22 protein-coding genes are annotated in these 26092 nt (G+C 58.8%); 12 read left to right on the plus strand and 10 right to left on the minus strand.

The features are described 5' to 3' along the window. Positions 1 to 53: 53 nt before the first annotated feature. Genes WG29040_RS03740 through secB form a run of 3 tightly spaced genes read left to right on the plus strand, consistent with a single transcriptional unit; the run spans position 54 to position 1251 of the window. Positions 54 to 467, plus strand: a complete 414-nt coding sequence (locus WG29040_RS03740; protein WP_003438586.1) for a rhodanese-like domain-containing protein — start codon at positions 54 to 56, stop codon at positions 465 to 467. 2 nt (positions 468 to 469) lie between these two features. Then, positions 470 to 724, plus strand: coding sequence for a glutaredoxin 3 (gene grxC / locus WG29040_RS03745; RefSeq protein WP_003438589.1), 255 nt, complete (start codon positions 470 to 472; stop codon positions 722 to 724). A gap of 41 nt (positions 725 to 765) precedes the next feature. Continuing rightward, positions 766 to 1251, plus strand: a complete 486-nt coding sequence (gene secB, locus WG29040_RS03750) for a protein-export chaperone SecB (RefSeq protein WP_003438592.1) — start codon at positions 766 to 768, stop codon at positions 1249 to 1251. 148 nt (positions 1252 to 1399) lie between these two features. Here secB and WG29040_RS03755 read toward each other — a convergent pair whose 3' ends face one another. Next, positions 1400 to 1855 carry a tRNA (cytidine(34)-2'-O)-methyltransferase gene (locus tag WG29040_RS03755; RefSeq protein WP_003438595.1) on the minus strand — a complete coding sequence of 152 codons (456 nt, stop codon included), beginning with the start codon at positions 1853 to 1855 and terminating at the stop codon, positions 1400 to 1402. Here WG29040_RS03755 and WG29040_RS03760 point away from each other — a divergent pair. Further along, positions 1854 to 2291 carry a hypothetical protein gene (locus WG29040_RS03760; RefSeq protein ID WP_010656316.1) on the plus strand — a complete coding sequence of 146 codons (438 nt, stop codon included), beginning with the start codon at positions 1854 to 1856 and terminating at the stop codon, positions 2289 to 2291. The genes WG29040_RS03755 and WG29040_RS03760 overlap by 2 nt on opposite strands. A gap of 407 nt (positions 2292 to 2698) precedes the next feature. Here the strand turns inward: WG29040_RS03760 and ntrC are convergent, their stop codons facing one another. The 4 genes from ntrC to glnA all read right to left on the minus strand — a co-directional run bounded on the left by ntrC (position 2699) and on the right by glnA (position 7351). Continuing rightward, the gene (ntrC, locus tag WG29040_RS03765; RefSeq protein WP_010656315.1) at positions 2699 to 4132 is read right to left on the minus strand and encodes a nitrogen regulation protein NR(I); all 1434 of its coding nucleotides are present in this window, start codon (positions 4130 to 4132) and stop codon (positions 2699 to 2701) included. Next, positions 4129 to 5214, minus strand: coding sequence for a nitrogen regulation protein NR(II) (gene glnL, locus WG29040_RS03770; protein WP_003438604.1), 1086 nt, complete (start codon positions 5212 to 5214; stop codon positions 4129 to 4131). The genes ntrC and glnL overlap by 4 nt, the downstream gene beginning before the upstream one ends. Positions 5215 to 5438: 224 nt before the next feature. Continuing rightward, on the minus strand, positions 5439 to 5726 hold the full coding sequence (locus WG29040_RS03775) for a hypothetical protein (RefSeq protein WP_127195691.1): 288 nt from the start codon (positions 5724 to 5726) through the stop codon (positions 5439 to 5441). Between the two features lie 218 nt (positions 5727 to 5944). Beyond that, on the minus strand, positions 5945 to 7351 hold the full coding sequence (gene glnA / locus WG29040_RS03780; protein ID WP_003438610.1) for a glutamate--ammonia ligase: 1407 nt from the start codon (positions 7349 to 7351) through the stop codon (positions 5945 to 5947). A gap of 333 nt (positions 7352 to 7684) precedes the next feature. Between glnA and thiI the strand changes: the two genes are divergently transcribed. Further along, positions 7685 to 9139, plus strand: coding sequence for a tRNA uracil 4-sulfurtransferase ThiI (thiI, locus tag WG29040_RS03790; RefSeq protein ID WP_029612550.1), 1455 nt, complete (start codon positions 7685 to 7687; stop codon positions 9137 to 9139). A gap of 139 nt (positions 9140 to 9278) precedes the next feature. Continuing rightward, positions 9279 to 11099, plus strand: coding sequence for a translational GTPase TypA (gene typA / locus WG29040_RS03795; protein ID WP_003438614.1), 1821 nt, complete (start codon positions 9279 to 9281; stop codon positions 11097 to 11099). 546 nt (positions 11100 to 11645) lie between these two features. Here the strand turns inward: typA and WG29040_RS03800 are convergent. Next, entirely contained in the window at positions 11646 to 12083 is a 438-nt protein-coding gene (locus WG29040_RS03800; protein WP_029612548.1) for a YkgJ family cysteine cluster protein, read from the minus strand. A gap of 265 nt (positions 12084 to 12348) precedes the next feature. On the opposite strand from WG29040_RS03800, the gene WG29040_RS03805 reads away from it, so the two are divergent. From WG29040_RS03805 to WG29040_RS03820, 4 genes are all read left to right on the plus strand, one after another. Further along, a complete protein-coding gene (locus WG29040_RS03805) occupies positions 12349 to 14796 on the plus strand; it encodes a glycogen/starch/alpha-glucan phosphorylase (protein ID WP_003438630.1) in 2448 nt (815 codons plus the stop codon). A gap of 234 nt (positions 14797 to 15030) precedes the next feature. Beyond that, on the plus strand, positions 15031 to 16041 hold the full coding sequence (locus WG29040_RS03810) for a class 1 fructose-bisphosphatase (RefSeq protein WP_003438633.1): 1011 nt from the start codon (positions 15031 to 15033) through the stop codon (positions 16039 to 16041). Between the two features lie 191 nt (positions 16042 to 16232). Further along, entirely contained in the window at positions 16233 to 16487 is a 255-nt protein-coding gene (gene bamE / locus WG29040_RS03815; protein WP_003438636.1) for an outer membrane protein assembly factor BamE, read from the plus strand. 19 nt (positions 16488 to 16506) lie between these two features. After that, positions 16507 to 17076: a lipocalin family protein gene (locus WG29040_RS03820; protein WP_003438640.1), complete on the plus strand. Its 570-nt coding sequence runs from the start codon at positions 16507 to 16509 to the stop codon at positions 17074 to 17076. A gap of 49 nt (positions 17077 to 17125) precedes the next feature. Here WG29040_RS03820 and WG29040_RS03825 read toward each other — a convergent pair whose 3' ends face one another. Continuing rightward, positions 17126 to 18514, minus strand: coding sequence for an inorganic triphosphatase (locus WG29040_RS03825; protein ID WP_003438648.1), 1389 nt, complete (start codon positions 18512 to 18514; stop codon positions 17126 to 17128). A 156-nt stretch (positions 18515 to 18670) separates the two neighbouring features. Here WG29040_RS03825 and argE point away from each other — a divergent pair, with 156 nt between their 5' ends. Together argE and argA are read left to right on the plus strand one after the other, a co-directional pair. After that, positions 18671 to 19813, plus strand: a complete 1143-nt coding sequence (argE, locus tag WG29040_RS03830; protein ID WP_003438651.1) for an acetylornithine deacetylase — start codon at positions 18671 to 18673, stop codon at positions 19811 to 19813. 156 nt (positions 19814 to 19969) lie between these two features. Continuing rightward, positions 19970 to 21268, plus strand: coding sequence for an amino-acid N-acetyltransferase (gene argA / locus WG29040_RS03835; RefSeq protein WP_003438654.1), 1299 nt, complete (start codon positions 19970 to 19972; stop codon positions 21266 to 21268). Positions 21269 to 21322: 54 nt separating this feature from the next. Here the strand turns inward: argA and gshA are convergent, their stop codons facing one another. The 3 genes from gshA to WG29040_RS03850 form a co-directional block, all read right to left on the minus strand. Further along, positions 21323 to 22906 (minus strand): glutamate--cysteine ligase, encoded by a 1584-nt coding sequence (gshA, locus tag WG29040_RS03840; RefSeq protein ID WP_010656312.1) that lies wholly within the window; start codon positions 22904 to 22906, stop codon positions 21323 to 21325. A 206-nt stretch (positions 22907 to 23112) separates the two neighbouring features. Then, positions 23113 to 23496: a PaaI family thioesterase gene (locus WG29040_RS03845; RefSeq protein ID WP_003438660.1), complete on the minus strand. Its 384-nt coding sequence runs from the start codon at positions 23494 to 23496 to the stop codon at positions 23113 to 23115. After that, positions 23493 to 25817, minus strand: coding sequence for a Tex family protein (locus WG29040_RS03850; RefSeq protein ID WP_003438664.1), 2325 nt, complete (start codon positions 25815 to 25817; stop codon positions 23493 to 23495). Before WG29040_RS03850 ends, WG29040_RS03845 begins: the two co-directional genes overlap by 4 nt. Positions 25818 to 26092: the final 275 nt, after the last annotated feature.

A 26092-nucleotide genomic window follows, 5' to 3' on the forward strand; every position in this document is an offset into this window, starting at 1 on the left:
GACCAAGGCGGCTGTGTATACTGGCCCACATTTTACGACCCTGGAACCTTCTGATGGTTGAGCACCTGATTGCATTTGCGACTTCTCACTACCTGCTTGTAGGCGCGTTTGTCATCCTGTTGGCGCTGTTGATCGCCCACGAGATGAGCCGAGGCGGGCGCAGCATCAGCACGGGCGAACTGACCGGTCTGGTCAATCGCGACGAAGGCGTGGTGATTGATATTCGCCCGGTAAAAGACTTTGCCGCCGGCCACATCGTGGGTTCGCTGAATATTCCGCAAGACAAGTTGATGGCGCGCATTGCCGAGCTGGACAAGCACAAGGGCAAGACCATTATCCTGGTTGATGCCCAGGGCCAGCATTCAGGCTCCCACGCCCGTGAGCTGCTCAAGGCCGGCTACAACGCTGCCAAACTGTCCGGCGGCATTGGCAGCTGGCGCGCCGACAACCTGCCAGTGGTGAAGTAAATATGTCCAAGGTCACCGTTTACTCCAGCGATTATTGCCCTTACTGCATCCGAGCCAAGGCTTTGCTTGAAAACAAGGGTGTAGCCTTTGAAGAAATCAAGGTCGACGGCAAGCCTCAAGTACGGGCCGAAATGGCTCAGAAGGCAGGTCGTACGTCGGTGCCGCAAATCTGGATTGGCGAGAAACACGTTGGCGGATGCGATGACCTGTTTGCCCTGGAGCGCGCAGGTAAATTGGATGCGCTGCTGAACGTCTGACTCTCATTCTCTATAAGCCCCAAGATCAACAAGGATCTGTGATGACTGACCAACAGAACACCGCTGCTGTTAGCGATGAAGACACCGCTCCACAATTTTCCCTGCAGCGTATCTACGTGCGCGACCTGTCGTTCGAGGCCCCTAAAAGCCCGGCGATCTTCCGTCAGCAGTGGGAGCCGAGCGTTGGCCTGGATCTGAACACCCGTCAAAAGCCGCTGGAAGGCGACTTCCACGAAGTGGTCCTGACCTTGTCGGTTACCGTGAAAAACGGTGACGAAGTGGCGTTCATTGCTGAAGTTCAGCAGGCTGGCATCTTCCTGATCAAAAACCTTGATCCGGCGTCGATGAACCACACTCTGGGCGCGTTCTGCCCGAACATCCTGTTCCCGTACGCCCGTGAAACCCTGGACAGCCTGGTTACCCGTGGCTCGTTCCCGGCGTTGATGTTGGCTCCGGTGAACTTCGATGCCCTGTACGCGCAAGAATTGCAGCGCATGCAGGAAGAAGGCAGCCCGACTGTTCAATAAACAGTCGATGCCCAATAAAAAAGCGCCTTGATGGCGCTTTTTTATTGCCCTTGTCCAAAGGCAACCTGTAGGAGCGAGCTTGCTCGCGAGCTTTTCCATGGGCCAACAGCTCGCGAGGCAAGCTCGCTCCTACAGGTTTTTTTGCGTATTACTTGAAGTCCAGCTGGCGCCAGGCCTCGTACACAGCCACGGCCACGGTGTTGGACAGGTTCAGGCTGCGGCAACCTTCACGCATCGGCAGACGCAGGCGGTGGTCGCCGTCCAGCGCATCCAGCACTTCTGGCGGCAGGCCCCGGCTTTCCGGGCCGAAGATAAAGGCATCGCCTTCGGCAAACCGGGCGTCGTGGAACGGCCGTGAACCTTTGGTGGTAAAGGCGAACAGTCGCGGATGGCCCAGGCTTTCGAGGCAACTGGCCAGATCGGCATGGCGCTTGAGCGGCGCGTACTCGTGGTAATCGAGCCCGGCCCGGCGCAAGCGCTTGTCGTCCAGCTCAAAACCGATAGGCTCGATCAAATGCAGGTGGCAGCCGCTGTTGGCGCACAGCCTGATAATGTTGCCGGTATTCGGCGGAATTTCTGGTTGAAAAAGGATGACGTGAAACATGCACGGCTCCGAACTTAAAGATAGGCAGCATTCTACGCCTGAAGAAGACCCGCGGCCGAAACTATGGCCACGGGTTTTAGGTTCTTTGGTGATAGTCGGTGTAATGGTGGGCATGATGATCGGGCGTTTGACCGCGCCTGTGCCGGTTGAGCTGCAGCAAGTGGAGGTGTTGCCCGGTGCGCTGGTGGTGTGGTTCAGCGATGAGCCCAAGCTGCATGGCGAGCTGGTTGATGGCACGCTGGGGTTGCTGTTCGATGCCAGGGGCAAGCCGCAGAACGGCCAGTTAAAGCTGGGTGACAAGGTGGTGAACTGGCGGCTACGGCATACCGATGGCGGGTTGCTGCTGACCTTGGTGGCGGCCCGTGCGCTGCAGGGCGACTGGGCCGGAGCGTCCCGGGACGGGCGCTGGCGACTGCAGGTAAACCTGCGGGAGTAATAAAAGAGGGAATTGCGGCCTGCCTGTACCGGTTCCCCAAAATCGTTGTGCGCCTCGATGCATAAGGCATCAAGGCTGCGGGTGTAAAAGTGGGGAGTCTTGACCTGCCTGTATCAAGGTCCCCTAAAGCGTTATCAGGGTTATTGCAGGGTGCATGCCAGTTCTGGTTTTTCTGCCTGATTTTTTTCCTTGATATGCAAAAGCCCCGGAATCCGGGGCTTTTCTGGGACTGCTGTTTTGGGTTGCCGATGTTGCTGTAACCATTGATCCAGAGCTGTGCACGCAAATAGTGCGTGTTGCCTGAAGCTGGTGCGGTCCTGCAGGAGCGAGCTTGCTCGCGATCGTTCAGGCCGATCACAGGGGTGCCATCGCTGGCCAGCCGGCTCCCCCATCATCGCGCCGCCGAGTCATGCCTCGTCGCTGTCATCCTCGTCGCTATCAATCTTCATCCCCAGCTCCTTGATCTTGCGGGTCAGGGTGTTGCGGCCCCAGCCCAGCAGCACGGCTGCATCGCGACGACGGCCTGCGGTGTGCTTGAGGGCGGTCTCGATCATGATCCGTTCAAACGTCGGCACGGCACTGTCGAGCAGGTTGGACTGACCCCGGCCCAGCGCCTGATCAGCCCACTGACGCAGGGCCTGTTCCCAGTTGGTGACCGGCGACGTGTCCTGCTGCAGGTTCAGCAGCTCGGGTGGCAAGTCGCTGATATGCACTTCGCGGCCCGAGGCCATCACCGTGATCCAGCGGCAGGTGTTCTCCAGCTGGCGCACGTTGCCCGGCCATGGCAGGTTTTTCAGGTATTGCTCGGTCTCGGCCTTGAGCAGCTTGGGCTCGACAGACAGCTCTTGCGCGGCGCTGCTGAGAAAGTGGCGGGTCAGGGTCGGGATATCCTCGCGACGGTCCGACAGGCGCGGGATATGAATGCGGATCACGTTCAGACGGTGGAACAGGTCTTCACGGAACTTGCCGGCCTGGACCAGGGTTTCGAGGTTCTGGTGGGTGGCGGCAATGATCCGCACATCGACCTTGACCGGCGTATGACCGCCGACCCGGTAGAACTCGCCATCGGCCAAGACCCGCAGCAGGCGCGTTTGGGTGTCGGCGGGCATGTCGCCGATTTCGTCCAGAAACAGGGTTCCGCCATCGGCTTGCTCGAACCGGCCGCGCCGCAGGTTGGCGGCTCCGGTGAAGGCACCTTTCTCGTGGCCGAACAGCTCGGACTCCATCAGGTCCTTGGGGATGGCCGCCATATTCAACGCAATAAAGGGCGATGCTGCGCGCGGACTATGGCGATGCAGGGCGTGGGCCACCAGCTCTTTACCGGTGCCCGACTCGCCATTGATCAACACCGTGATGTTGGAGTGGCTAAGCCGGCCAATGGCGCGAAACACCTCTTGCATCGCCGGGGCTTCACCGATGATTTCCGGCGTGCGTGCCAGCGCTGGAGGGACGGCCAGGCCTTGTTGTTCCTGGGCGTGCTGGTTGGCACGCTTGACCAGGGACACGGCTTCGTCGACGTCGAACGGCTTGGGCAGGTATTCGAACGCGCCGCCCTGATAGGACGCCACCGCACTGTCGAGGTCGGAGTGGGCGGTCATGATAATCACGGGCAGGCGGGGGTGCTGTTCGCGAATCTTGGCCAGCAAGTCCAGACCGCTGGCCCCGGGCATGCGAATGTCCGAAATGATCACGTCGGGCTGCTGGCGGGCGAGGCGGCTCATCACCCCGTCGGCGCTGTCGAAACTTTGTGTGGTCATGCCTTCCTGTTGCAAGGCTTTTTCCAGGACCCAACGGATAGAACGGTCGTCGTCGACGATCCACACGGTTTCACTTCGGCTCATGTCGATGCGGCTCCTTGTTCCAGTGGTAGAAAGATCGAGAAGAGTGTGTGGCCGGGGTGGCTCTCACACTCGATCAATCCCTGGTGCTGACTGATGATGTTCTGGGTAATGGCCAGTCCCAGCCCGGTGCCGTCAGGGCGGCCGCTGACCATTGGAAAGAACAGAGTGTCTTGCAGCTCGGGGGGGATGCCCGGGCCGTTGTCGATAATTTCGATTTTGGTCACCAGTCGATGGCGGATATGGCCGATGGTGAACTGGCGCATGGCCCGGGTACGCAGGCTGATGCGGCCCAGGCGCAGCTCGTTCTGGCTGCCAATGGCCTGCATGGCGTTACGCACAATATTGAGCACGGCCTGAATCATCTGTTCACGGTCGATCAGCAGGTCGGGCAGGCTCGGGTCGTAGTCGCGCACCAGCGTGATGCTGCCCTGTGTTTCGGCCTCGACCAGATTGCACACCCGCTCCAGCACTTCATGCACATTGGTCATGGCCAGCGATGGCAGTTTGTTGGAACCCAGCATGCGATCTACCAGATTACGCAGGCGATCGGCTTCTTCGATGATGACGTTGGTGTAGTCCCGCAGGCTTTCATCGGGTAGCTGGCGGGCCAGCAACTGGGCCGCCCCGCGAATGCCGCCCAGCGGATTCTTGATTTCATGGGCCAGGCCGCGCACCAGCATCTTGCTGGTTTCCTGCTTGGACAGCTGGGCTTCTTCCTTGGTGATACGCAGCAGCCGGTCGCGGGGGTGCACTTCAAGCAGCAACATGGTGCTGCCGTGGCTCAGGATCGGGGTCACGGCGTAGTCCACCGTTAGGTTCTGGCCGGTGAGCGAAGTCAGCATGGCTTCGCGCTTGGTGAACGGGTGCGCTTGCTCAACCGCCTGGCGCAGCGAGTGCAAGGCTTCGGTGGACTCAGTGAACAGTTCACTGATGAATTGCCCATGACTGCGTTGGCCACTGATGGCCAGCAGCATTTCCGCCGCCGGGTTCATGTACTCAAGACGCAGGTCGGCATTGAGCAGCAGTGTGGCTGTGGTCAGATTATCGAGTAGCAGTCGGTGCAGGGCATCACTGATGGTCATGGGCCGATCCCGGATTGCATGCGCGGGTGAGGCGCTGAGACTAGGAAAATGCAAAAAACAAACCAAGGCTCCGAAAAGAAGCGTTATTCGCCTGAAATAGGGGGTTGCAGCCCTTTTAGATGGCGTTTATGCGCTTGGAGTGAGTCGTTTTGAACCAAATTGGGCTGGCAAGTGTGTCTTCGCTCTGTTGTTGCACCAATATAGTGCAGATTTGCTGAATAGATTCAGTTCTCTGCGAGACGGTCTTGTACCGCCTGACGATGCGGGTCGCGATCAGGTTTGATCGCTGGCCCGGGCGCTTGTTCGGGCAACAGCATGGAGGGGGGGATCAAGGTCGGCGAATACTTGAATGCTGCGATCCGGTTTGCGGGTTGCACGGATATCGGCTCTGCCTGGACTCCTGCCAGGGGTACGTTGCTGAAGATCAAGCTGGCGTTGTCGGGGGCCTGGCGATAGACCTGCGCGCCAGCCGGGTGGGCAAAAACAAGCAGCAACAGTACTTTCGGCATCATCGCAGGCCGCCATTCCGTGGGAAGAAAAGGCGGTCATTCTGGGGCAGTGCTGATGGCTTTAATGTAGGACGGGGCCTTTCTCGGCCGGGTCAATGGCAGCCGTTCCTGTCGGAATTTTTGTGACCGCGCAATCGGCGCCAGGGATAAAGTGCCGGGCATAAAAAAGGCCTCCCGAAGGAGGCCTCTTGGTAACGCCTGCACGGGCAGGCGTTGCTGGATCAGCAGCTGTAGTACAGCTCGTATTCCAGTGGGTGTACGAAGGTGCGAACCTTGATTTCTTCTTCGCTTTTCAGTGCGATGTAAGCGTCGATGAAGTCGTCGCTGAAAACGCCGCCTTTGGTCAGGAACGCACGACCTTTATCCAGCTCTTCCAGGGCTTCTTTCAGGCTGCCACAAACCTGCGGGATCTCTTTGGCCTCTTCAGGCGGCAAGTCGTACAGGTTTTTGTCAGCTGCGTCGCCCGGGTGGATCTTGTTCTGGATACCGTCCAGGCCAGCCATCATCAGTGCTGCGAAGCACAGGTACGGGTTGGCTGCCGGGTCCGGGAAACGTGCTTCGATACGGCGCGCCTTAGGGCTCGACACGTAAGGAATACGGATCGAAGCGGAACGGTTGCGAGCCGAGTAGGCCAGCATTACCGGAGCTTCGAAGCCTGGTACCAGACGCTTGTAGGAGTTGGTGGCCGGGTTGGTGAAGCCGTTCAGGGCCTTACCGTGCTTGATGATGCCGCCGATGAAGTACAGGGCGGTGTCGGACAGGCCGGCATAACCTTCGCCTGCGAAGGTGTTCTTGCCATCTTTGGAGATGGACATGTGAACGTGCATACCCGAGCCGTTATCGCCGTACAGAGGCTTGGGCATGAAAGTAGCGGTACGGCCGTAGGCGTCTGCCACGTTGTGTACGCAGTACTTCAGGGTCTGAACTTCGTCAGCCTTTTTCACCAGGGTGTTGAACTGCACGCCGATTTCGTTCTGGCCGGCAGTTGCCACTTCGTGGTGGTGCACTTCGATGACCAGGCCCATTTCTTCCATGGCGTTGCACATGGAGGTACGGATTTCGTGGTCGTGGTCGAACGGAGGAACCGGGAAGTAGCCGCCCTTGATACCTGGACGGTGGCCACGGTTGCCGCCTTCCACGTCCTGGTCGGACATCCACGAACCTTGTTCGGAGTAGATCTTGAACATGGAACCGGAGATGTCGGACTTGAACTTCACTTCGTCGAAGATGAAGAACTCTGGCTCCGGACCTACAAATACGGTGTCGCCGATACCGGTGGACTTCAGGTATTCCTCGGCACGGGTGGCGATGGCGCGCGGGTCGCGATCGTAGCCTTGCATGGTCGAGGGTTCGATGATGTCGCACACCAGAATCAGGGTTGGCTGTTCGGTGAACGGGTCCAGAACGGCAGTGCTGTCGTCCGGCAGCAGAATCATGTCGGACGCTTCGATGCCTTTCCAGCCAGCAATGGAGGAACCGTCGAACATTTTGCCGTCGGTGAAGAAGTTTTCATCCAGCGCATCACGGGCCGGCATGGTCACGTGGTGCTGAGTGCCTTTAGTGTCAGTGAAGCGCAGATCAATCCACTTGACGTCATGATCTTTGATGAGTTGAACCGACTTCGACATAGTGTCCTCCGGGGTGGCTTCGGGCTAGGTAGTGGAGAGCCCGTTAAAGGTGGTTGATGCCGGCGCGAATACTCTGCCAAGGCAACCTGCCTCACAAGGGAGCAAATTGCATGCCAGTGCCCCGACTTGGGCGTAATGCCCCAATCTCAAGCAGATAAGGGCCGCAGACTACCGATTAAGGCGTCTTGCCGCACTCAAATGAAGCGAAAACCGACGCTTTTGACCTGTTTTGGTGCATCGAAAACCGTTTGTACGATAACTGGTTAAACCTTGAGCAATTTCCGCTATAATCCGCGCCCCCCTTTTTTGGCAGGCTGCTCGCGCGCTGTTTTCATGAAACTAATCGTTAAAGTCTTCCCCGAAATCACTATTAAGAGCCGTCCGGTTCGGATGCGTTTCGTCCGCCAATTGGCTAAAAACATCCGCGCTGTGCTCCGCGATCTGGACCCGGCTGTGGTGGTGACGGGCGTGTGGGACAACATCGAGCTGCAAACGCGCGTGACCGACCCCAAAGCCTTGAAGGAGATGACTGCGCGCCTGAGCTGCATGCCGGGCATCACGCATTTCCTGCAGGTCGACGAGTACCCGTTGGGTGACTTCGATGACGTGGTCGAGAAGTGCAAACTGCACTTCGGCGATGCGCTGGCGGGCAAGATTTTTTCCGTGCGTTGCAAACGCGGCGGCAAGCACCCGTTTACCTCGATGGAAATCGAGAAATACGTCGGCAGCAAGCTGCGTCGTGAATGCGGTGCGGCAGGAATCGACCTGAAAAAACCGGAAATCGAAGTCCGCTTCGAAATTCGCGACCAACGGTTGTTTGTGATTCACAGCCAGCACGACAGCATCGGCGGTTTCCCGCTGGGCTCGCTGGAGCAGACCCTGGTGTTGATGTCCGGTGGTTTCGACTCCACTGTTGCCGCCTACCAGATCATGCGCCGCGGCCTGATGAGCCACTTTTGCTTCTTCAACCTCGGCGGGCGTGCCCACGAACTGGGCGTGATGGAAGTCGCGCACTATATATGGAAGAAGTACGGCAGCTCCCAGCGCGTGCTGTTTGTCAGCGTTCCTTTCGAAGAAGTTTTGGGGGAAATTCTCGGCAAAGTCGATAACAGTCATATGGGCGTCATTTTGAAGCGTATGATGTTGCGCGCTGCAACCCGTATCGCTGAGCGGCTCGATATCGAAGTGCTGGTTACCGGTGAAGCGATTTCCCAGGTTTCGAGCCAGACCCTGCCCAATTTGTCGCTGATCGACTCGGCTACTGACAAATTGGTTCTGCGTCCGCTGATCGCTAGCCACAAGCAGGACATCATTGATCAGGCGGTTGAAATCGGTACGGCCGATTTTGCCAAGCACATGCCTGAATATTGCGGGGTGATTTCGGTCAACCCCAAGACCCACGCCAAACGCAACCGCGTGGAGTACGAAGAACAACAGTTCGATATGGCCGTGCTCGAGCGTGCGCTGGAGCGGGCCAAACTGGTGCCGATTGATCGGGTGATCGATGAGTTGGGCCAGGACTTGCAAGTCGAAGAAGTCAGCGAAGTGCTGGCGGGCCAGATCGTGATTGACATCCGTCACCCGGATGCTCAGGAAGATCAACCGCTGGAACTGGCTGGCATCGAAGTACAAGCGTTGCCGTTTTATGCTTTGAACAGCCGCTTCAAGGAACTGGATGACACCCGTCAGTACCTGTTGTATTGCGACAAAGGCGTGATGAGTCGCCTGCATGCTCACCATTTGCTCAGTGAGGGGCATGCCAATGTGCGCGTTTATCGACCGAGCTAAGAGCCCGGGGCTGTATGCCTGTGGCCTGCGTCACCGGCCCCCCGACGCCGAGGTCAAGTTGTAACGGCTTGACCTGACTCTACTGTTAATCGCTGCCACGACCTGTCAGCACACCGAATCCTCTGATCGAGATACACAAGTGATCGAAAATCTACGTAACATCGCCATCATTGCTCACGTTGACCACGGTAAAACCACCCTGGTAGACAAACTCTTGCGTCAATCCGGCACTCTGGAACGCGGCGAGCTCAACGACGAGCGCGTGATGGACTCCAACGACCAGGAAAAAGAGCGCGGCATTACCATTCTTGCCAAGAACACCGCTATCAACTGGAACGGCTACCACATCAACATCGTGGATACCCCGGGCCACGCCGACTTCGGCGGTGAAGTAGAGCGCGTGATGTCGATGGTTGACTCCGTTCTGCTGCTGGTTGACGCTCAAGACGGCCCTATGCCGCAAACCCGTTTCGTGACCAAGAAGGCTTTCGAAGCCGGCCTGCGTCCAATCGTGGTTATCAACAAGGTTGACCGTCCAGGCGCGCGTCCGGACTGGGTTCTGGATCAAATCTTCGACCTGTTCGACAACCTGGGTGCTACCGAAGAACAGCTGGACTTCAAAGTGGTTTACGCCTCTGCCCTGAACGGTATTGCTGGTCTTGACCACACCGACATGGCTGAAGACATGACCCCGCTGTACCAGGCGATTGTTGACCACGTTCCGGCTCCAAAAGTTGACCGTGACGGTCCTTTCCAGATGCAAATCTCGGCACTGGACTACAACAGCTTCCTGGGCATCATCGGCGTTGGCCGTATCGCTCGTGGTCGCGTCAAGCCGAACACCCAGGTTGTGGCTATCGATGCTGACGGCAAGCGCCGTAACGGTCGTATCCTGAAGCTGATGGGTCACCACGGTCTGCACCGTATCGACGTTGAAGAAGCAGCTGCCGGCGACATCGTCTGCATCAGCGGCTTCGACCAGCTGTTCATCTCCGACACTCTGTGCGACCCACTGAACGTCGAAGCGATGAAGCCGCTGACTGTTGACGAACCTACCGTTTCGATGACCTTCCAGGTTAACGACTCGCCGTTCTGCGGCCGTGAAGGCAAGTTCGTAACCAGCCGTAACATCAAGGAACGTCTGGACAAAGAACTGCTCTACAACGTTGCTCTGCGCGTTGAAGAAGGCGACACCGCTGACAAGTTCAAAGTGTCGGGTCGTGGTGAGCTGCACTTGTCGGTACTGATCGAAACCATGCGTCGCGAAGGCTTCGAAATGGGTGTTGGTCGTCCGGAAGTAATCATCCGCATGGTTGACGGCGTTAAGCACGAACCGTACGAAAACGTAACCATCGACCTGCCGGAAGAATCGCAGGGCGCAATCATGGAACAGATCGGTATCCGTAAAGGCGATCTGACCAACATGGTTCCGGATGGCAAGGGCCGTGTTCGTCTTGAATACAACATCCCTGCACGTGGCCTGATCGGTTTCCGTAACGAGTTCCTGACTCTGACTTCGGGCGCTGGCATCCTGACCTCGATCTTCGACCGTTACGACGTGATGAAGTCGGGCGACATGTCCGGCCGTCAGAACGGCGTTCTGGTTTCGGTTGCTACCGGTAAGGCTCTGACTTACTCGCTGGAAACCCTGCAGGCTCGCGGCAAACTGTTCCTGGGTCACGGTGAAGACGTGTACGAAGGTCAAATCGTCGGCATCAACAGCCGCGACAACGACCTGGGCGTTAACCCAACCAAAGGCAAGAAGCTCGACAACATGCGTGCTTCGGGTAAAGACGAAACCATCGCTTTGGTTCCGCCTATCCGCTTCACCCTGGAGCAAGCTCTGGAATTCGTTCAAGAAGACGAATTGTGCGAAGTGACTCCTAAGTCCATCCGTCTTCGTAAGAAGATCCTGGGCGAAAGCGAGCGTACCCGCGCCAGCAAGAAAAGCAGCAAATAAGCTATTTATTTAGCTGAATAAAAAACGCCCCCGGCCTTGCGGTCGGGGGCGTTTTTTTGTGTCCGGGATTTGAGTGCAGCACAGGCCAGGGATGGGGCGGGTTGCAGAGTCAGCATCGCCGGCAAGCCGGCTCCCTCAGATATTGGGTGCAGTGCAGGCCTTGTGGGAGCTGGCTTGCCAGGGATGGGGCGGGTTGCAGAGTCAGCATCGCCGGCAAGCCGGCTCCCACAGGTAATGGGTGCAGTGCAGGCCAGGGATGGGGCCGGTTGCAAGATCATCATCGCCGGCAAGCCGGCTCCCACAGGTATCGGGTGCAGCGCAGGCCAGGTATGGGGCAGGTTGCAGGGTCAGCATCGCCGGCAAGCCGGCTCCCACAGATATTGGGTGCAGTGCAGTGCAGGCCAGGGATGGGGCGGGTTGCAGGGTAAGCATCGCCGGCAAGCCGGCTCCCACAGGTATTGGGTGCAGTGCAGGCCTTGTGGGAGCTGGCTTGCCAGCGATGGGGCGGGTTGCAGGATTATCATCGCCGCAAGCCGCCCCTTCGGGTTAAAACACCATCAGCTTCTCGCTGCTGTTTTTGCGTTCAACCGCTTTGGGCACATAGGCGCAATAACCCGGGCGCGGACCTATCCGCGGGTGATTGCGGCAAGTGTCCGGGCGCTTTTCGTAAATGGTGCACATGCGCGACTTGCGATCCAGGTACAGGCAGTCGTTATTGCTCATGCGCTGCAGGGTGAAAATCCCGGACTTCTGGTTGAAGCGCTCCACGATCCCTTCTTTCTGCAGGCGCTTGGCGATGTTCTTCGGCGGATCGCCCATCTCGAACTCATCGACGATGCCGATACGGATCAGGTCTTTGATCTTGACCTCCACCGGCAGCGTGCAGCAGCTGGAAATGCAGGAGCCGCACATGGGCGCGGAGTATTTGGCCCAGGTATCGATACGGTCGATTTCCGCGGCGGCGATCAGGTTGGACTTCATCAGGCTTGTTTTCCGGCGTGCATCAGGGCGCGCGATCATACCGGGGTTGGTGAATCTGTGAACAACCATTTGCCGGTTTTTCGATCAGGGCCATGTTTTAAGGCGCCCTTTCTCGTATGCGCATCGTTTTGGGGCAATGTTCATTTCGTCAGTTTTTTTTATGGAAACCGCCATAAAAGCCCGAATCAAAGCGTTTAGTTCCTGTCGAAAGGTCTAGGCTGGATCCACCCGTTCTTCAAATCGCTCCATCTCGCTCGAGGTTGTATCGATGCCCCAGGAACCGCTTGTTCGTGACGCACAGGTGGCGGCTTTTCGGGCCGCCGTAGTAGCCAAACTGACTTACGCGGTGGGCAAGGACCCGGAACACGCGTTTGACCATGACTGGTTTGAAGCCATTGCACTGGCTGCCCGCGACCATATGGTCGAGCACTGGATGGACCACACGCGGCAGATTTATCGCAAGGATCAGAAGCGGGTGTATTACCTGTCGCTGGAGTTTCTGATCGGTCGCCTGCTTTATGACAGCCTGAACAATCTGGGGCTGCTGGAGGTGGCGCGTGAGGCGATGACCGGGCTTGGGGTCGATCTGGAACGTATCCGCCTGCTGGAGCCCGATGCGGCGCTTGGCAACGGCGGGCTGGGTCGGCTGGCTGCCTGTTTCATGGAAAGCATGTCCACCCTGAGCGTTGCCGCCCACGGCTACGGCATCCGTTATGAGCACGGACTGTTCCGCCAGAGCATCGTCGACGGCTGGCAGCAAGAGCAAACCGAGAACTGGCTGGACTTCGGCAACCCGTGGGAGTTTGAGCGCGCCGAAGTGACGTACTTGATAGGTTTTGGCGGAGCGGTTGAAACCCGGCAGGATGAACACGGCCAGTCACGCCAGGTCTGGGAACCCAGCGAGACGGTGCGGGCCATCGCCTATGACACACCCGTCGTCGGCTGGCGCGGTGCCAGTGTCAACACCTTGCGCCTGTGGCGGGCCAGGGCCCTGCATGACTTGAACCTGGGGCGTTTCAATGCCGGTGACCATTTGGGTGCAGTGGCCGAGGTGGTGCGTGCCGAAAGCATCTCCCGTGTGCTGTATCCGGCAGACAGCAACGAGGCCGGGCAGGAACTGCGCTTGCGCCAGGAGTTTTTCTTTGTCTCGGCTTCGCTGCAGGATCTGTTGCGCAGACACCTGCACGTTCACGACACGCTGCTGAATCTGGCCGAGCATGTTTCCATCCAGCTCAACGACACCCATCCCTCGATCGCCGTTGCGGAACTGATGCGCATCCTGGTTGATGAACACGGCATCGAGTGGCCGACGGCCTGGAAAGTCACCGTCGATACCTTGTCGTACACCAATCACACCCTGCTCCCCGAAGCGCTTGAAACCTGGCCTGTGGGGTTGATGGAGCGCATGTTGCCGCGTCATATGCAGATCATCTACTTGATCAACGGCTATCACATCGACTCACTGCGCAACCAGGGGGTGCATGATTTCGATGTGCTGCGTGCCGTGTCCCTGATTGAAGAAGAGCATGGCCGCCGGGTGCGGATGGGCAATCTGGCGTTTCTCGGTTCCCACAGTGTCAACGGCGTTTCCGGACTGCACACGCAGTTGATGCGCAGCACGGTGTTCTCCGAGTTGCACAAGCTTTACCCGGACCGGATCAACAACAAGACCAATGGCGTTACCTTCCGCCGCTGGCTGTTTCAGGCCAATCCGCCATTGACCGTGATGCTGGTTAACGCGCTGGGGCCTGATGTCCTCGATGAAACCGAGCACAAGCTGATCAAGCTGGAGCCTTTTGCCGAGCGCGCAGATTTTCGCAAGCAATTCGCCGAGCAGCGTCTGCAAAGCAAATGCACGTTGGCAGCGCTCATATATGAGCGGCTGGGGGTGGTGGTCAATCCTGAAGCGATGTTCGATGTGCAGGTCAAACGGATTCACGAGTACAAGCGCCAACTGCTCAACCTGTTGCACACCGTTGCGCTGTACCAGGCCATTCGTGCCGAACCGGGCAACCACTGGGTACCCCGGGTCAAGATTTTCGCGGGCAAGGCGGCGGCCAGTTATGAGCAGGCCAAGCTCATCATTAAACTGGCCAATGATATTGCCCGTACTGTGAACAACGACCCGACCGTGCGCGGCCTGCTCAAAGTGGTATTTATCCCCAACTACAACGTCAGCCTGGCCGAGAGCATCATTCCGGCAGCTGACTTGTCCGAGCAGATATCCACTGCGGGCTATGAGGCATCGGGCACTAGCAATATGAAGTTCGGTCTCAACGGGGCGCTGACCATCGGCACCATGGACGGAGCCAACGTGGAAATGTGCGAACGGGTGGGGGCCGATAACATGTTTATTTTCGGCCTCAGTGCGGAGCAGGTCGAAGCCCGCAAGCGTAATGGCGAGTTTCACGCCGGGCCCGATATTGCAGCCTCACATCGACTTGATGATGTATTGCAGGCCATACGCGGCGGGGTCTTCTCCCACGATGACCCGGCGCGATACACCGGTTTTGTCGATTCGCTGATTGATTACGACCGGTTTCTGGTCTGTGCCGATTTCGATGCGTACTGGGCGGCCCAGATGCGGGTTGAAACCCTGTGGCATGACACGGACGCCTGGTGGCGCAAGGCGGTACTGAACACCGCGCGCATGGGCTGGTTCTCCTCGGACCGGACCATTCGCGAGTATGCGACTGAAATCTGGAAAGCCATGTAGAGCGCTTGCAGTCGCTGCCGCAGGCTGCGATCGAGACCGCCGGGCCCGTGCTTTCAAGAGCCAGGCCCCTGCGGGACGTATCGCAGCCTGCGGCAGCGGCTACAGATTTTTGCCTGATTTAAGGATTCAGCTGAACCCGCTCGGCCGGTTCTGAGTCTGATTAGAAGATTTGCACGGCAACACGCGTTAAACTGCGCGGGTTTTTCGCCCCCTCCCCATTGTTCGGAGCCTTACATGTCCCGCGTTACCCTGAGTCGCTATTTGATCGAGCAGACCCGCAGCAACAACACTCCTGCTGATTTGCGTTTCCTCATCGAAGTGGTGGCGCGTGCTTGCAAAGAGATCAACCACGCCGTGTCCAAAGGCGCCCTGGGTGGTGTTCTGGGCAGCATGGGCACTGAAAACGTACAAGGTGAAGTGCAGAAGAAACTCGACGTGATTTCCAACGAAATCCTGCTCGAAGCCAACGAATGGGGCGGTCACCTGGCCGGCATGGCGTCCGAAGAAATGGACAATGCCTACCAGATTCCGGGCAAATACCCGAAAGGCGCCTACCTGCTGGTTTTCGACCCGCTGGATGGTTCGTCGAACATCGACATCAACGCGCCGGTCGGCACTATCTTCTCGGTACTGCGTTGCCCGAACGAATATCTGACCCAGAACGAGCCTTTGAATGAAAAGGCCTTCCTGCAGCCAGGTACACAACAGGTAGCGGCCGGTTATGCCATTTACGGCCCTCAGACCATGCTGGTACTGACCCTGGGTGACGGCGTCAAAGGCTTCACTCTGGATCGCGAAATGGGCAGCTTCGTGCTGACCCACGAAGACATCACCATTCCTGAAACCACTCAGGAATTCGCCATCAACATGTCCAACCAGCGTCACTGGGAAGCTCCGGTACAGCGCTACGTCGACGAGTTGCTGGCTGGCGAAGAAGGGCCGCTGGAAAAGAACTACAACATGCGCTGGGTTGCCGCGATGGTTGCCGACGTACACCGGATCCTGACCCGTGGCGGTCTGTTCATGTACCCGCGCGACAGCCGCGAGCCGTCCAAGCCGGGTAAATTGCGTCTGATGTACGAAGCCAACCCGATGTCGTTCCTGGTGGAGCAGGCGGGTGGTGCGTCCACTGACGGCCACCAGCGCATCCTCGACATCCAGCCGGAAGGCCTGCACCAGCGTGTAGCAGTGTTCCTGGGTTCGAAAGAAGAAGTGGCGCGCGTGACCTCGTACCACGCCAAGTAAAACCCCGCGTTACCCTCCTGTAGGAGCGAGCCTGCTCGCGAGCTTTTCAAAACAGCTCGCGAGCAAGCTCGCTCCTACAGTTGTTTCCGGCCCTGGAACAAATCCCCCGCCCTCCGGGAACCACCCCGCACTTTTCTCTTCTAAGCTTGCATCAGGCGGCTCGGCCGACTTTCTCAATCAGGAGCTTTTCCATGAAGTTGCGTTCTTTGGCGATGTTGTCGTTCTGCGTTTTGCTGGCGGCATGCAGCAAGGTCAATCAGGAAAATTACGCAAAACTGTCGGCCGGCATGACCAAGGCCGAGGTCGAAAAACTCTTGGGTAGCCCGACCGATTGTTCCGGTGCACTGGGTATGTCGAGCTGCACCTGGGGTGACAAGACCAGCTTTATCAGCGTGCAATATGCGGGCGATAAAGTACTGATCTTCTCGGGTCAGGGTCTGAAGTAAGGACTAAGGAGCGTTTGCGATGAAAGGTCTTTTAGCTTCGCTTGGCGCTGCGCTGCTGTTGGCCGGATGCGCCACTTCCGACACTGATTCGCTGGCCCCCAAAACCGTCGAAAGCGTCGATCTCAAGCGTTATCAGGGCACCTGGTACGAACAGGCAAGGTTGCCGATGTTCTTCCAGCGCAACTGTGCACAATCCGAGGCGCACTACAGTCTCAAGCCGGACGGTAACGTTGCAGTACTGAACCGTTGCCGGACTGCAGAAGGCAAGTGGGAAGAAGCCACGGGCACAGCGACGCCCCAGGTTGCGGGGAAAACCGACAAGCTGTGGGTCGAGTTCGACAACTGGGTGTCATCCCTGCTGCCGGGGGTGACCAAGGGCGATTACTGGGTGTTGTACCTGGGGGATGGCTACAGCACGGCGCTGGTGGGTAATCCGGACCGGCGTTATTTGTGGCTGCTGTCACGCAAGCCGCAGATCGATCAGCAAACCCGTGAGGAGTTGCTGAACAAGGCTCAACAACAGGGCTATGACACCACACGGTTGATCTGGCGTACCCCTGACGCGGACATGCCCAAAGGCACGAAGTAGGGCTGCAGCTGCAGGAGCGAGCAAGCTCGCTCCTGCAGAGGCCGGGTACTTAGCCGCGCAGCAGGGTTTTCCACGCGCGGTTCTGGTACACCGCAATCGCTTGCTGCTTGCGAGCGTTGAGCAGCAAGTCGTTGCTCTCGGCATCTTCAGAGATTGGCTGGTTGGCCAGTTCCTGCAGTTTGTTCATTTCGCCGTACAAACGATCGATTTCCGGGATTTCCAGCACGTTACGCGCCAGGCGCAGCCATGCCTGAATCCGTTCGATGCGTGGCAGTTGCTCGGCCAGATCTTCGGGTTGTTGCTGGTAGCGGTTCAGACGCAGGGCGATGGCTTCGTCCGACAGCAGACGCGGCAACCAGCTGGCCAGCTGCGCAGCACCCTGGCGATTGCCACGGGTTGTGCCGCGATCAATGGTCCAGCTGCGGGCCATCAACCAGCGCGAGGTGTTCAGCGAGAACTGACCCCAGCGTGGATCTTCCAGCTCTTCCAGGAACTGCTCCGGCGCGGCTTTACGCACGTCTTCGTCGTCCTGGCCGATTTGTACCAGCGGGCGCCAGTCTTCAAGCAAGGCATCGAGTTCGGCACGCAACGCGCTGGTGGATTGACGTGGTGCGGCCTGACCCAGGCTGCTGACCAGTGCCCGCAGGTCAGTCAGTTGCTGAACCCAGTCTTGCAGCAAACGCCAGTGGCCATTGAAACGGTACTGCTCGGCCAGACGCTGGCTGCTGCCCAACAGGTGCCAGGCCAGCGCAGCAAAGGCGTCGTCCAGCGGTGTTTGCGGGGTCAGAACAGGTGCCGGCAGGCTGACGGCATAGCTGTTGGCGTCGAACAGGCGATAGCCGCGTTCTGCCTTGCTGATGTCGCATGGCATCAGGGCCAGCTTCTCGGCCAGCTCGGCTGCCAGTTCCAGCAATGCAGCCGGCTCGCCTTCGCGCAGTTCGAGTTCCAGCTCGCAGATTTCTTCTTTCTGCTTGCCGGCAATCACGTGGCCGAAGTCCAGCGCCGCTTCGATCACGACCTTGGCTTTGCCGCGGCCCCAGGAAATTTCAGCGCGTTCGCGGACAAAATCTGTGGTGAAGATCGGTTTCAGGGTTTTCTTGTCCAGCTCGGCCAACTCTTCGGGCCAGCATTCGCCGTCGAGTTTTTTGGTGTCGAGCTTGGCTTTCGCCAGCTTCCAGTCGTATTCGTTACGCTCCGACAGCCCGGCAATGCTCTGGCCGCGGGTCTTGAGGGTCTGGATAACTTCTTCGCCATCACGGCGCAGGCGCAGGGCAACCTTGGCCTTGGCCAGGTCGCGCTCAGGCGTGTCGAAGTACTGGTTCAACAACTCACGGCTTTCCCAGCCACTTTTGTTGCGCTTTTTCAGCAGTGGGTGCTCGCGCAAGGCGGCGAGGGTTTCGCGGCTGACGCGGAGTTTGATTTCAGTTTCTTTTTGCATGGCCGGAAAATCCAGGATCGGTGCGCAGCCGGGAAAAGTGTGGCTGCCAAGGCCGTGCAGTGTACAGGACAAGCCGCCCCGGCGCGTCGCACGGGTTTATTCTGCCTGCTGGATGGCTCTATGATGGGCCTCGCCCAGCCAACAGGAAGTCAGCGCATGCCTTTACCTTCCATGAAAGAGCAGTTCGCTGCCTTGATCGGCACCGCGTCGGTCAGTTGCACCCAGCCCCATCTGGATCAATCCAATCGAGGGGTGATCGACTTGCTGGCGACCTGGCTCGCCGAGCTGGGTTTCAACTGCGATATCCAGCAGGTCAATCCGGGCAAGTTCAATTTGCTCGCCAGCTTTGGCAGCGGCCCCGGCGGGCTGGTACTGGCGGGGCATAGCGACACCGTGCCCTACGACGAAGCGCTGTGGCAGACCGATCCACTGAAGCTGACGGAAGTCGACAATCGCTGGGTAGGCCTTGGCAGTTGTGACATGAAAGGTTTTTTTGCGCTGGTGATCGAGGCTGTACGTCCGCTGCTTGATCAGCCGTTCAAACAGCCACTGCTGATTTTGGTCACGTGCGACGAAGAAACGTCGATGGCAGGCGCCCGGGCATTGGTCGAAGCCGGACGTCCCCTCGGGCGCGCTGCCGTGATCGGGGAGCCTACCGGGCTCAAGCCGATCCGCATGCACAAGGGCGTGATGATGGAACGCATCGATATTCTGGGGCGCAGCGGCCATTCATCGGACCCTGACCTGGGCCACAGTGCGCTGGAAGCCATGCACGATGCCATCAGCGAGCTTAAAGGCCTGCGCCAGCAATGGCTCAACGAGTTTCGCAACCCGCAGTTCAGCGTGCCGCAACCGACCCTGAACTTTGGCTGCATTCACGGTGGCGACAATCCCAACCGGATTTGCGGTCAGTGTTCGCTGGAGTTTGACCTGCGGCCTTTACCGGGCATGAACCCGAACGAGCTGCGGGCAATCATTCGCAGCAAGCTGCAGCCATTGGCGGAGCGGCATCAAGTGCAGATCGACTTCGCGCCGATTGCCGGTGGTGTGCCGCCATTTGAACAGGCTGCCGACGCTGAATTGGTGCGGGTAGCCGAGCGCCTCACCGGGCATCGCGCGCAAGCAGTGGCGTTTGGTACCGAAGCGCCTTATCTTCAGCAACTTGGCTGCGAAACCATAGTGCTGGGCCCCGGCGACATCGCCTGCGCCCATCAACCGGGAGAACACCTGGAAATGTCACGTTTGCAGCCGACAGTTCGTCTATTGAGTCAGCTGATCGGACACTATTGCCTGACCTAGCAAAAAGGTGGGGGCTGGCAAGCCAGCTTCTCGCCATTTCCATACACAAGGAGAACACGCGTGTTGCCAAGTATGTTTCGACGATAACCACCAGCCCGTTGTGCGTTCGCTGTTTTTGCCCTTTTCAGGCTGCTCATTTTTTTACAGGCTCTGGTTATGCACGATTACGTTAACTGGCTGCGTCATGCTTCCCCTTACATCAATGCTCACCGCGACTGCACATTCGTCGTCATGCTCCCCGGCGACGGTGTGGCGCATTCCAATTTTGGCAACATAGTTCACGACCTGGTGCTGTTGCACAGCCTGGGCGTGCGGCTGGTGCTGGTCCATGGCTCGCGCCCGCAAATCGAAAGCCGGCTTGAAGCCCGTGGCCTGGTGCCGCGTTACCACCAAGGCATGCGCATTACCGATGCGCCGACCCTGGAGTGTGTAATCGACGCCGTCGGCCAGCTGCGAATTGCCATTGAAGCGCGCCTGTCGATGGACATGGCCTCTTCGCCGATGCAGGGTTCACGCCTGCGGGTGGCGAGCGGCAACCTGGTCACGGCGCGTCCGATCGGTGTGCTCGAGGGTGTGGATTATCATCACACCGGCGAAGTGCGCCGGGTCGACCGCAAGGGCATCAACCGCCTGCTGGACGAGCGCTCGATCGTGCTGTTGTCACCGTTGGGCTACTCGCCGACAGGGGAGATTTTCAACCTGGCTTGCGAAGACGTCGCTACCCGCGCCGCTATCGACCTGGGGGCTGACAAGCTGCTGTTGTTCGGTGCCGAATCGGGCCTGCTCGACGAGACCGGGCATCTGGTCCGTGAGTTGCGTCCGCAACAGGTACCGGCGCACATGAAGCGTCTGGGTAGCGATTATCAGGCCGAGCTGCTGGAGGCGGCTGCCGAGGCCTGCAGTGGCGGCGTGGCCCGTAGCCATATCGTCAGCTACGCCGAAGATGGCGCGTTGCTGACCGAACTGTTTACCCGTCACGGCGGCGGTACGCTGGTGGCCCAGGAACAATTCGAAGTGACCCGCGAAGCGGCGATTGAAGACGTGGGTGGTTTGCTCGACCTGATCAGCCCGCTGGAAGAGCAGGGCATTCTGGTACGCCGCTCGCGCGAAGTGCTGGAGCGCGAGATCGAGCAGTTCAGTGTGGTTGAGCGTGAAGGCATGATCATCGCCTGTGCGGCGCTGTATCAGATTGCCGATTCGGATGCGGGGGAGCTGGCGTGTCTGGCGGTGAATCCTGAGTATCGCCATGGCCGTCGTGGTGACGAGCTGCTGGAACGCATCGAAAACCGTGCCCGGGCCCAGGGGCTAAAAACCCTGTTCGTGCTGACCACCCGCACGGCCCACTGGTTCCGCGAACGTGGCTTTGAGCCGAGCAGCGTCGAGCGACTGCCGGCAGCGCGTGCGTCGCTGTACAACTTTCAGCGTAATTCCAAGATATTCGAGAAGGCGCTGTAACCCGCGCTCCCTCACCCCGGCCCCGTCTCAAAGGACAGGGCCGGGTAAGGGCTTTTAGTTACTTATTGCCAGAATGCTCGCCTGATACGAGGCGACGAACAAATCAAAATCCCCGACTTCGTTCTGTTCCAGTTCGGTTTGCTGTACCAGCGAACTGCGGGCCTTTTCTTCGAATGCCGCCTGGTCTTCAGCGCTCAGCGGTTCGTTACGGAAGAACTCGGCATGGGCCAGGCTTTGGCGCATCGAGAACTGGGAGAAGCTTTCCTTGTGCTCGATCATGCTGGCCAGGACTTTGGCTGAAGGCGTCAGTGACACGTCATTGACCTTCGCCAGCTGTTCGTCCAGCGCCTTGCTGTGGGCGTCGCCGCCATGGCTTGCATCGAGCAGTGCGGCCAGTGGCGCGATCTGTTCCAGCAGTTCTGCCGCCCATTCCTTCATGTCGACCGGCTGGCCATTGCGCTGCAATTGCAGGCCCGGACGGCGACCTTCCTTGACCACGCTGAGGAAGTTCGATGAGCAATCACTGCAGGTCGTATTGTCGAATTGCGGGCTTTCCTGGAACGCGCAATACAGCAGGAACGCATCCAGAAAACGTGCTTCAGGCAAATCGATGCCCACGGGCAGGAACGGGTTGATGTCGAGCAAGCGCACTTCAACATACTGCACGCCACGGGACACCAGGGCCTGAATCGGCCGTTCGCCGGTGTAGGTCACGCGCTTGGGGCGGATGTTGGAGTAGTACTCGTTTTCGATTTGCAGGATGTTGGTATTGAGCTGCACCCATTCGCCATCTTTGTGGGTGCCGATCTCGACATAGGGCGCGTAAGGCGTGGCCACAGCTTTGCGCAGGCTGTCGGTGTAGCTGTTGAGGTCGTTGTAGCAGGGCGTCAGACCGGCCTGGGCGTTGCTCTGGTAACCCAGGTCGCTCATGCGCAGGCTGGTGGCGTAGGGCAGGTACAGCGTATCGGCATCCAGCTGTTCCAGCTGATGGGAACGGCCGCGCAGGAAACCCGCATCCAGCGCAGGGGAAGCGCCAAACAGGTACATCAGCAGCCAGTTGTAACGACGGAAATTACGAATCAACGCGATGTAGGCGTTGGACTGGTAGTCGCGATCGGTGCCAACAAAGCCTTCATCCTTCATCAGCACCGGCCACAGTGTTTCAGGCAGGGAGAAGTTGTAATGAATGCCGGCGATGCACTGCATGGTCTTGCCGTAACGCAGGGCCAGGCCCTTGCGGTACACGTACTTGAGCTGTCCGATGTTGGAGGTGCCGTAGTAGGCAATCGGAATATCTTCTTCGGCCGGCAACGGGCACGGCATCGAAGGACTCCACAGGTACTCGTTGCCGAGTTTGCTGTAGGCAAAACGGTGAATCTTGTCGAGGCTGGCCAGCGTCTCTGCCGGATCAGGCAGGGCCGGGGTGATGAACTCCAGCAGCGACTCGGAATAGTCGGTGGTGATTTGATCGTTGGTCAGTGCCGAGCCCAGTTCTTCGGGGTGCGGGGTCTGCGCCAGGCGGGCATTGGCCGTAACGCGCAGGCATTCGCGCTCGATACCGTGCAGGCACTGCTCCAGCAGTGAGAGGTTAGCGCGCTCGCTGAGCAGAGCCAGGCGGCGGTTGAGAAGTTGGCTCAAGTTGGATTCCTTCACGCGTCAGTCGCCCCAATATGGGGGTGGTCAGGACGGTCTACAAGGGTGAAGTTGAAACTGGCGTTGTCGCCTGGCTTGTAATGTGTCGCCCGTCTTTGTTTCGGTCCCGGCGCTTCAAGCGAATTCCGGCACTGCATCGGGGCCTGTTGCCCCTTGCAGCGCCGAAATTAACTCAATTCACCTGCCGGCGGCTACAGGACGGCGAAGGTGCCTTGGGCTTTCGCCACCAGTTTGTCGCCTTGCAGCACGTCTGCCTCGACGACCAGGGTGCGCCTTCCGGGGTGAATGACTTTGGCGATGCACAGTACTTCGCCTTCGGACACTGCCCGGATGTAGTTGATTTTGCACTCGATGGTCACGCTCTGCTGGTCAAAGCCATGGACGCTGGAACACGCCAGCCCCATGCTGATATCCACCAGGCTGAACAAAACCCCGCCGTGCAGTTTGCCGCCCCGGTTGCGCAGTTGCGGTTCCAGGCTTAGTGCAACCTGCGCAATACCGTCTTGCACCGACTGCACGCGGCAACCGATCAGCTCGCTGAAGGCGCTTTGGGTCAGGCCGTCGGGGAGCGTCATGGGCGTTTTTTCAACTGTTTGGCGTTGGCAAACAGCGATGCCATCGCGTTATTGGCCGGGGCCGCAGCCACGGTTTCCTTACGCGGCGCAGTGTTTTGCTGGCGCGGTGCCGAACCCGGACGCGCGCCACGAGCCCCGTCGATCTTCTCGCCGGGGGTGTCGCTCATGCGCATCGACAGACCCACGCGTTTACGTGGAATGTCGATTTCCATGACCTTGACCTTGACCACGTCACCGGCTTTTACGGCTTCACGCGGGTCCTTGATGAATTTCTCGGACAGGGCCGAAATATGCACCAGGCCGTCCTGATGGACGCCGATATCGACGAAGGCACCGAAGTTGGTCACGTTGGTCACCACGCCTTCCAGAATCATCCCCAGTTGCAGGTCCTTGAGGTCTTCGACGCCTTCCTGGAACTCGGCAGTCTTGAACTCGGGACGCGGATCGCGGCCAGGTTTCTCCAGCTCCTGGAGAATGTCGGTGACCGTCGGCAGGCCGAAGGTTTCGTCAGTGAATTTCTTCGGATCAAGACGCTTGAGAAAGCTCGCGTCGCCGATCAGCGAGCGAATGTCGCGCTCGGTGTCCGAGGCAATGCGCTTGACCAGCGGGTAGGCCTCGGGGTGAACCGCAGAAGCGTCCAGCGGGTTGTCGCCATTCATTACCCGCAGGAAACCGGCAGCCTGTTCGAAGGTTTTTTCGCCCAGACGGCTGACTTTTTTCAGTGCCGCGCGGGTTTTGAACGCGCCGTTTTCATCGCGATGGCTGACAATGTTTTGCGCCAGTGTGGCATTGAGCCCCGAGATGCGGGCCAGCAGCGCCACCGATGCGGTGTTCACGTCAACGCCCACGGCGTTTACGCAGTCTTCAACCACGGCGTCCAGGCCGCGTGCCAGCTTGAGCTGGGATACGTCGTGCTGGTACTGGCCGACACCGATGGATTTAGGATCGATTTTCACCAGCTCTGCCAGCGGATCCTGCAGGCGGCGGGCAATCGACACCGCGCCACGGATCGATACGTCGAGGTCGGGGAATTCCTTGGCGGCCAGTTCTGACGCCGAGTACACCGAAGCACCGGCTTCAGACACCATCACTTTGGTGACTTTCAGGGCCGGGTATTTTTTGATCAGGTCAATCACCAGCTTGTCGCTTTCGCGGCTGGCGGTACCGTTACCGATGGCGATCAGTTCGACCGAGTGCTTGGCGCACAGGGCGGCCATGACGGCGATGGTTTGATCCCACTTGTTGTGCGGCACGTGCGGGTACACGGTGGCGTATTCGAGCATTTTGCCGGTGGCATCGACCACGGCAATCTTGCAGCCGGTACGCAGGCCCGGGTCCAGGCCCAGGGTTGCGCGCGGGCCTGCAGGTGCGGCCAGCAGCAAGTCATGCAGGTTGTGGGCGAACACGTTGATGGCTTCGGTTTCTGCCCCGTCGCGCAACTCACCCAGCAGGTCGGTTTCAAGGTGGGTGTAAAGCTTGACCTTCCAGGTCCAGCGCACCACTTCGCCCAGCCATTTGTCAGCCGGGCGGTTCTGGTTTTGCAGGCCGAAACGCTCGCTGATCATCATTTCGCCGGGGTGCATGGTGCCCGGCAGCTCTTCGCCGACTTTAAGCGAGGAGCTGAGAATGCCTTCGTTGCGGCCACGGAAAATCGCCAGCGCGCGGTGCGACGGCATGCTTTTGAGCGGCTCGTCGTGTTCGAAGTAATCGCGGAACTTGGCGCCTTCCTCTTCTTTGCCGGGAATCACCCGGGCGCTGAGGATCGCTTCCTGTTTCAGGAAACTGCGCAGTTTATCCAGCAGGCTGGCGTCTTCGGCGAAGCGCTCCATGAGGATGTACTTGGCGCCGTCGAGTGCTGCCTTGACGTCTGCCACGCCTTTTTCAGCATCGACAAAACGTGCTGCTTCGATTTCAGGGGTTTGCGTCGGGTCGTTGAACAGGCCGTCTGCCAGTTCACCCAGGCCCGCTTCCAGGGCGATCTGACCCTTGGTGCGGCGCTTCTGTTTGTACGGCAGGTACAGGTCTTCAAGGCGGGTCTTGGTCTCGGCGAGTTTGATGTCGCGGGCCAGTTCCGGGGTTAATTTGCCTTGTTCTTCGATGCTGGCGAGGATGCTGATACGCCGTTCGTCGAGTTCACGCAGGTAGCGCAGGCGTTCTTCCAGATGACGTAACTGGGTGTCATCCAGGCTGCCGGTCACTTCCTTACGGTAGCGGGAAATGAAGGGTACGGTGGAGCCTTCATCCAGAAGCGCGACGGCCGCTTCGACCTGCTGCGGGCGCACGCCAAGTTCTTCGGCGATGCGGCTGTTGATGCTGTCCATAAAACCACCTGACAAATTGTGAAGCAGGCTCGCATGCCCGGGTTTCTTGGCTTGCGAGGCTGGTTGAGCGACCTTAACGGGGCCGCTGCCTGGGCCAAAAGGGCGGCCTGTTGACCCGCGAAATCAGCACATTACGCCAGGACTTGAAAAAATAAATTCTGGCGCGATCTTTGAAAATCCAAGGTTGCCCGACACAAAAGGCGGCGCATTATAACCAGCGTTCCCGAATTCAGGGGGCTACGCTACGGCGCACATTGGTCTGCGTGCTGTTCGCG

Origin of the sequence: Pseudomonas sp. PAMC 29040 (assembly GCF_003994535.1) — a bacterium.
Taxonomy (GTDB): Bacteria; Pseudomonadota; Gammaproteobacteria; order Pseudomonadales; family Pseudomonadaceae; genus Aquipseudomonas; species Aquipseudomonas paraversuta.